General features: G+C 44.6%; 7 protein-coding genes. 2 read left to right on the top strand and 5 right to left on the bottom strand.

All coding sequences use genetic code 11. The features are described 5' to 3' along the window. Positions 1–509: 509 nt before the first annotated feature. The 4 genes from O9290_RS03415 to ftsY form a co-directional block, all read right to left on the bottom strand. A complete protein-coding gene (locus O9290_RS03415; protein ID WP_002761591.1) occupies positions 510–1,793 on the bottom strand; it encodes a DUF3086 domain-containing protein in 1,284 nt (427 codons plus the stop codon). Between the two features lie 247 nt (positions 1,794–2,040). Beyond that, positions 2,041–2,457, bottom strand: a complete 417-nt coding sequence (locus O9290_RS03410) for a DUF3119 family protein (protein ID WP_002761589.1) — start codon at positions 2,455–2,457, stop codon at positions 2,041–2,043. A 39-nt stretch (positions 2,458–2,496) separates the two neighbouring features. Beyond that, on the bottom strand, positions 2,497–3,297 hold the full coding sequence (locus tag O9290_RS03405; protein ID WP_288055507.1) for a metal ABC transporter ATP-binding protein: 801 nt from the start codon (positions 3,295–3,297) through the stop codon (positions 2,497–2,499). 94 nt (positions 3,298–3,391) lie between these two features. Then, positions 3,392–4,726, bottom strand: coding sequence for a signal recognition particle-docking protein FtsY (gene ftsY / locus O9290_RS03400; protein ID WP_288055504.1), 1,335 nt, complete (start codon positions 4,724–4,726; stop codon positions 3,392–3,394). Between the two features lie 225 nt (positions 4,727–4,951). Between ftsY and O9290_RS03395 the strand changes: the two genes are divergently transcribed. Then, positions 4,952–5,539: a Uma2 family endonuclease gene (locus O9290_RS03395; protein ID WP_151696077.1), complete on the top strand. Its 588-nt coding sequence runs from the start codon at positions 4,952–4,954 to the stop codon at positions 5,537–5,539. A gap of 296 nt (positions 5,540–5,835) precedes the next feature. Further along, positions 5,836–6,021, top strand: coding sequence for a PCP reductase family protein (locus tag O9290_RS03390; RefSeq protein WP_079207278.1), 186 nt, complete (start codon positions 5,836–5,838; stop codon positions 6,019–6,021). 4 nt (positions 6,022–6,025) lie between these two features. Here O9290_RS03390 and moaA read toward each other — a convergent pair whose 3' ends face one another. After that, positions 6,026–7,015 (bottom strand): GTP 3',8-cyclase MoaA, encoded by a 990-nt coding sequence (moaA, locus tag O9290_RS03385; protein ID WP_288055499.1) that lies wholly within the window; start codon positions 7,013–7,015, stop codon positions 6,026–6,028. Between the last annotated feature and the right edge of the window lie 184 nt (positions 7,016–7,199).

The following is a 7,199-nucleotide window of genomic DNA, read 5'->3' as shown; positions in this document are numbered from 1 at the left end:
AAACCTCTTGCATAATTAATTTTTGAGGGTTCAAAAACGTCAAAAATAAGGATTAAATCGCATAAAATATGTAAATAGGGTCTGCTGAAAAAGTTTTTCCTGGGGGTAGGATTCAGTAGCCGGTCGTCAGTAGCCAGTCGTTTCAGGCTTTGTTGCCCTTGTTTTGTGTACCAAGCGATGTACTACAAGAAGGATAATGCAAGGTTTTTGAAAGTCCCAATCCTATTTTCGCAGCATGAACATCGGACTTTAACAGGTCAAAAGCCTTATTTTAAAAGGGTTTTACCATTATTAAGCAAGCCCTAGTTAGGGTATGCCGAATAAATCTAAAAACCTTATCCAACAAGGTTTTTAGATTTTTTTTACCTCAAAAAGTGCCGACCCTTGCAGTAATCGGCGGGAAAATTCCGGGACTTTTTCCCTGAAAATTAGGTAATTGACCCCCTCAAAATTGGTAAAACCCTACACCCTGCCGCCAGGAAAAACTTTTTGCCGCAAACCCTAATTAGTTAATACCAATAACTAGAACTTTGTTGGGGTTCAGGGGCAAAAGCTAACCAGTAGGGGAATTGTAAAAGAGCGAAATTGAGCCGTTCTTCGGTATCATCGATGATAATGAGCGGTGAATATTTATCCTCAATTAAACGTTCCGCTTTTTGAATTAAAGCTTCGGGAGACTCAAAGAGAACGATGCCGCGGTCTGGTCCAAAATCGGCGCGGGAAATGCCGAGACAATCTTGGAGACCGCGCCGCCATTCGCCTAAACGTTCGGGACTATTAGCCAGAACGAGAGAACGGAAGCGATCGCCCTGTAATTCCGCCATAATCGAGATAATTGCCGAAGCGACCAGAATATTCTGGAGACGGCTGCCCATACCGCGAACAGTACCCCGGCCCCCCTGTTTAAAGAACCACTGTTGCACCCGTTCGGCGTGAATTGGTTCAAAAGTGCGCCGTAATTGCCAAGGCGGACCGTAATAGTCAGGACGACTGCGATAACGGTCTAAAAGAGTTTGGATGCGCTGATTTTGCTCAGAAAAGCCCTGTCTGGGGGTAGATTGTCCCACCGGTTCCGATTCATAACCCGAACGGTTAGAGCGACGGGGTTCTTGCCAATTATCCCGGCCCTGGTTACTGCTACGGGAGGGACGGGGACTTTCTTCGCGATCATCCCGGCCTTGACTGCCACGGGATGGACGGGGGTTTTCCTCCCGTTCGGTCCGCAGGGGAGGTTCCACGGGTCGGGGGGATTTTTCGGGGGTCTCAAAACGGGGTAATTCCAACTGTTCGGCAGCCGCAGCCAAATCCTGTAAACTGCCCACCAGATAGTCTTTAAATCCCTGAACCCGCACGGCCATATCCTGGGAGACTCCGGCGAAATTACTCCGCATTTCCTGCCGAATCCGCTCACGACGGCGTTCTAACTGTTCGATCGCCACTTCTAACGCCTGTTTGCGTTGTTCTAGGTCTTTTACGCCTTCCTTGAGCATTCTTTCGATTTGAGCTTTGATATCTCCTAGTTCCTCGGCGATCAAGCGTTCTCTTTCCGCTTTTAATGCCGAGATTTCTGCCTCTAGGCTCTGTTTTTGCCGTTCTAGAGCCTCGATTTCTGCCCGCAGGGGTTGCGCCTGCGCTGTGGGAACTAATTCGCCTTCGGGGGCGATTGCCGATGGCAGCGGATTCTCTACTGGGCGATCGTTCCAGAGATCATCAAAACTAAATTCTTCGACAGATTCATTGGGTAAGTCTGTCATTTTGTCAAGGGGTAAAACATTAAAATCTTCTGAATTCATCGGCTTTAGAAATGCAGAGCGAACAGAGGGCCAAGGCAGGCAATTAAGTAAGTGGTTCTAATTAATAGACGATATATCTTGCCTTCGATCCCCCCTGCCCCCCTTAATAAGGGGGGTGCCGATAGGCGGGGGGATCCCCCCTGCCCCCCTTAATAAGGGGGGTGCCGATAGGCGGGGGGAGCTGACAATTTTTAACACCTACCTACTTAAGACGCTATTAATTGCTAGATTTTATTTTAACTCAATCTTAGTTCGCTTCTGAGTCGATCGCTGGCGATGCTGCTAAAGGATAGTATTTTTCGAGGCACAGTCTCAGGGTTGCGCTGTCAAAGATAATGGGCAAAAAATGAATGCTGTTAATTTCTTTGAAATAAAATAGGATCGGGACTTTATTCCAGAAAATCCGCCAATTTTGCCATTCTTGGTAGGGAAAGGAGCGAATTTGTTGCCCAGATAGATAGACATCTAAGGAGGTGGGGGTAAACTGGAGACGAATGCGGGTAGTCTGGAACATCAAGAATAGCCCTAACAGGGAGAAAATTATGCCCAGCCAGACCTGTAAAAAGAGTAAAGGCAGCGATAAAATTACCAAAAACAGGGGAATTCGATAGTTAGGAGCCAGTTCGATCGTTCCTGTTACTTCTTGCGGGGAAATAGTTTTCATCGGTGTCCCTATCGGCAGTCAGCCAAAATATCTTCGCTTCTAGTTTATCGCATTGTTTTTCGAGAGGCGATCGAAATAATCGAGACTCGAGCGGGGATGATCTGGTGGTGTCATGGCATCGTAGAAGGAGACTTTACCCCCATAGGCGCGCCGGAGATTAAAATCGGTTAAGACCTTAGATCGTTGATCGGCGAGGATCAATTCTTTATTTAAGAGGATTAAATCAGCAAAATGGGTGATAGATTCGCCTAAATCATGGTTAACCACCAGGACAATTTTATTTTCTTGGGCTAACTCACCAAAGATATTAAAAAGAACCCCCTCGGTTTTTTGATCTACCCCAACGAAAGGTTCATCAAAACAGAAAATCTCCGCTTCTTGGGCCAAAGATCTGGCTAAAAAGACTCTTTGCTGTTGTCCCCCCGACAGCTGACCGAGGGGACGATGGCGTAAATCAGCCATTTCCACCCGTTCTAGGGCATTTAAAGCCCGTTGACGACTAATATGGGAAAAAGGACGAAACCAACCCGTTTTTCTGACTCTCCCCATCATTACCACATCCCAAGCGGTGACGGGATAGGTCCAGTCGATTTGAGATCTTTGGGGAACATAAGCGACTTTATCCAGTTGTTGCTGTAGAGATTGCCCTTGATAGTTAACGCTTCCCTGTTGTACGGGAATTAATCCTAGCATGGCTTTGATCAGGGTACTTTTGCCCGCACCGTTGGGACCGATAATACCGGTTAATCGTCCTGGATAAATTTTCAGGGTGATATCCCGTAGGGCTTCCACGCCGCGATAATATACTCCTAGATGACTAACTGTAATTGTCCTTTGCATAGTTGTTACCCTGAGTCTCCAGTTCTAGCATAACTAAAAATGAGACAATTATGAAGCAACCATGAAAAGATTATGAAAGATAGCTAGGGTGAGATTAATCGCCACTCAGTAAAGCTTCCACGAATTCGTAACTGGAAAAGGGCCGCAGATCCTCGATTCCTTCCCCGGCGCCGACAAAGCGAATCGGTAGGTTAAGCTGACGCGCTACGGCAAGGGCGACACCTCCTTTAGCTGTACCATCGATTTTAGTCAGGATCACGCCGCTTAATTGGGCAGCTTCCGAGAAAACCTCGGCCTGTCGCAGCCCGTTTTGTCCTAAAGTGGCATCGAGAACTAGAAGCGATTCCACCACGGCACTCTCAGCTTTTTTGTCGATAATGCGGCGAATTTTGCTTAATTCTGCCATTAAGTTCTTTTTATTCTGCAATCTTCCCGCCGTATCCACTAAGAGTAATTCTACCTCCCTGGATTTAGCGGCTTCGATGCCATCGTACACCACGGCGGCCGGGTCGGTATTTTTGCCCGGGTTGGCAATTACTTCGACTTGCGATCGCTCTCCCCAAACTTTCACCTGTTCCACGGCAGCAGCGCGAAAGGTGTCGGCAGCGGCGATTATACAACTATAGCCAGATTGTTTAGATAAATGGGCTAATTTGCCGATAGTCGTCGTTTTACCCACTCCGTTAACTCCTGTGAGCATCCAGATATTTAATTTGCCTTTTTCTGGCTCAAAACCGGGGTTGCTATAATTGGCTAAAGGTGCATCTAAAATCTCGCGGATAATTTCTTTGAGATATTCGATCGCTTTTTCGGGGGGCAAAGCTTCCTGTTTTAGCTTATTTTGGAGGGTAGTGATAATATAATCGGTGGCATCTACCCCCACATCGGCCTGAAGCAATAAAGCTTCAATTTCCTCCACCGCGTCTTGATTGAGGGGACCCTGACCGACCACGGCCTTAAGCTGATTGACCAAGCTGCGGCGCGTTTTGCCTAAACCCTGACGCAATTTTTTTAACCAAGTGATTTCTTCTTCCGAAACGTCCTCTGCTTGTCGTCCCTGATTGGCTAAAACTTTGGCGGACCAGATAAAGTCCTCATCTGGTTCTGTGGGGGTTTCGATGGCGGTTTCTTTGAGAATTTCGAGGCGATCAGATTTTTTCAGCCATGCGGGGGTATTATCCTCGGTTTCTTCTTCTTTAACCGGTTCTTCCTCTTGCAGAGGTTCGGTTTCAGCAATAGATGTTTCAGAGGGTTCGCTCACGACGGCCTCGGCCGTGGCTTTTTTCTCTTGAATATTTTTAAAGGCTTTTTTGGCCCAATCTAAATACTCTTCCTGACTGGTTGTCTCGCTGGGGGTTTCCTCTACGGGTGCGGGGGGTGTTTGTTCTTGTTCGGGTTGGACTTTCTGACGACGGAACCAGTTAAACATAGGAGAAACTAAACATAAAACTATTTATCTAGTTTATTTTAACCCTTGGCGTGAGCAATTTTGATAGTTATATTTTTAATTGTGGATTTCTCAGCATTTTTTGCCAGAGATTAAGCAAAAAATATGATCCGAGCCACTCAATTGATAACCTTGCTCAAGGATAACTTTGTCTCTTTTTAGAGAAATGCTGTATCCTAGAAAATAGAATAGGAAGGAGAGTCAAAAATGTTAACCACTACTGAAACTAAATATTATACTCCCGAAGAATATCTCGCCCTAGAGGAAACGTCCGAAGATAAAAATGAATATCGTCAAGGAGAAATTATCCCAATGGTAGGAGCCACCACTAATCACAATCAGATTTGTCTAAATTTTTGCCGTAATTTTCCCTTAAATATCAATAATCAAGATTATTATACCTACATGGAAACGGTGCGTTTATGGCTGTCAGATTATAGTATTTACACCTATCCCGATGTGATGGTGATTAAAGGTCAACCTCTCTATCAAGGGAATAGTCAATCTAACGTGATCAATCCTTTAATTATTGTCGAAGTTCTCTCTAATTCTACCCAAGCTTATGATCGAGGGGATAAGTTTAAATTCTATCGTTCCTTGCCAACTTTTCAGGAATATATTCTGATCGAACAATCTAGTTATAGTGTGGAACGTTACTATAAACAAAAGGATGATCAATGGTTAATTGATTTCGTCACGGGGGAAAATGCGGTTTTACAATTGGTGTCGGTGGATTGGCAGATTTCTTTTCAAGATTTATATCAAAGAGTAAATTTCGACCTAGCAGAAACCTAAAATAGACCTCTTGCAAAAATCAAAAATCTTCCTTTAGGTGAGGAGTCAGGAGCCAGTAGTCAGTAGTCAGGAGAATTAAGAATGAGCATTAATCAATTAAATGCTCTATTTGGTTATTTTATGCAATTTTATGCTTATTTTTCTCATTTTTGCCCTCTCAAAAATTAATTATGCAAGAACTCTAATTAAGAGAAAGGTGAAAAAGAGTCGCTATCAAGAAACTCATCATTTAATCAGCTTGGCAATAAATAGCTAATCTTTTTTGGTATAATAGACGGACTACTATTGTTAAATCTATGGACGATCTAGATTTTTCCGATCAACTACAATGGACCGCAGAAGCCAAGGCAAAACTGAAAAATATCCCCTATTTTGTTCGTTCCCAAGCGCGTCAAAGGATAGAAGAATTAGCTCGTCATGCCGGTTCCGATCGAGTTACCGTGGAAATGGTAGAACAGGCTAGAGTAGAATTCGGACAGTAGATTTTTAGCCGCCAATTTGGGACATAGTACGGGTATAAATGCCGCTTGATGTGCCAGAATCACGCAGTTTAAAGTTTATTTCTGCTTTCAGTTCCATTAATTTCTGGACTTTTTCCCTGATTTCTGCCGGCGAAATTCCCTGACGGAGGGCGGTTTTTAGGTCAATTTGTCCGGTTTCGTTGAGGAGACAGGGACGCAACCAACCATCGGCCGAGAGACGTAGGCGGTTGCAGCGATCGCAAAAACATTCCGACATCTGACTGATAAAGCCAATTGTACCCTTAGCCCCCGGAATTTGAAAAACATCGGCTGGACCATTTCCCCGCACTTGACCCTCATTTAAGCCCCATTTTGCCCGAATTCGCCCCCTTAATTCCTCGTTCGCAATCCAAGCTTTTTCTTGAAATAAATCACCGTTACCGATGGGCATAAACTCGATAAAACGGACGTGCCAACGCTTCTCGATGGTCAAAGCCGCTAAATCCTCCACTTCTGCCTCATTTATCCCCGGAATTACCACCACATTCAATTTTAAGGGGTCAAAACCCACCCTCTGGGCCGCTTGAATACCTGCCCAAGTTTTTTGCCAACGACTCCGGCCGCGATTACCGATAATTTTATCGAAAGTGTCGGGGTCGAGGGAGTCCAAACTGATATTAATCCGTCTTAGTCCGGCTTCGTACAACATTTCGGCTAAATTGTCAAGTAAATAGCCATTGGTGGTCAGAGCTAAATCGCTAGTGGCAGATAAAGAGGCGATATCGCGCACAATCTCCACTACTTCGGGATGTAAGAGAGGTTCCCCACCAGTAAGGCGAAATTTGCGGAAACCGAGGGGAATAAAGACATTTTTGACTAAAGTAATAATTTCCTCCCGGGTGAGTAAATCTTGCGGTCGAACATAGGCCAATTCTGCATCTTCAGGCAGACAATACTGACAGCGAAAGTTACAGCGATCGATTAAACTAATCCTGAGATAGTCGATTTGGTTCATGTTCACGGGGAAATACCGTTATAAAACTTCATGAATTTATCATAACAATTCTGGCTCGATCGATATCTAGACATCGGCTACATCTAGATTTTAGTCTATGATGACAATAGATTTCCTCAATGGCAAGGGCAAATAATGATTGGTAAATTTGATAATTTTTCTTGATTGTACTTAAGTAGGTAGG

This window comes from Microcystis sp. LE19-41.2A, from assembly GCF_027530405.1.
In the GTDB taxonomy this organism is placed as follows: Bacteria; Cyanobacteriota; Cyanobacteriia; order Cyanobacteriales; family Microcystaceae; genus Microcystis; species Microcystis aeruginosa.
The sequence above is the reverse complement of the archived record's forward strand: the minus strand, read 5'-3'. Positions and strand labels throughout refer to the sequence as shown.

Coding starts and splice junctions, on each gene's coding strand:
- O9290_RS03415 (WP_002761591.1), bottom strand. CDS start 1,793: ATGAATTCAGAAGATTTTAATGTTTTACCCCTTGACAAAATGACAGAC.
- O9290_RS03410 (WP_002761589.1), bottom strand. CDS start 2,457: ATGAAAACTATTTCCCCGCAAGAAGTAACAGGAACGATCGAACTGGCT.
- O9290_RS03405 (WP_288055507.1), bottom strand. CDS start 3,297: ATGCAAAGGACAATTACAGTTAGTCATCTAGGAGTATATTATCGCGGC.
- ftsY (WP_288055504.1), bottom strand. CDS start 4,726: ATGTTTAACTGGTTCCGTCGTCAGAAAGTCCAACCCGAACAAGAACAA.
- O9290_RS03395 (WP_151696077.1), top strand. CDS start 4,952: ATGTTAACCACTACTGAAACTAAATATTATACTCCCGAAGAATATCTC.
- O9290_RS03390 (WP_079207278.1), top strand. CDS start 5,836: ATGGACGATCTAGATTTTTCCGATCAACTACAATGGACCGCAGAAGCC.
- moaA (WP_288055499.1), bottom strand. CDS start 7,015: ATGAACCAAATCGACTATCTCAGGATTAGTTTAATCGATCGCTGTAAC.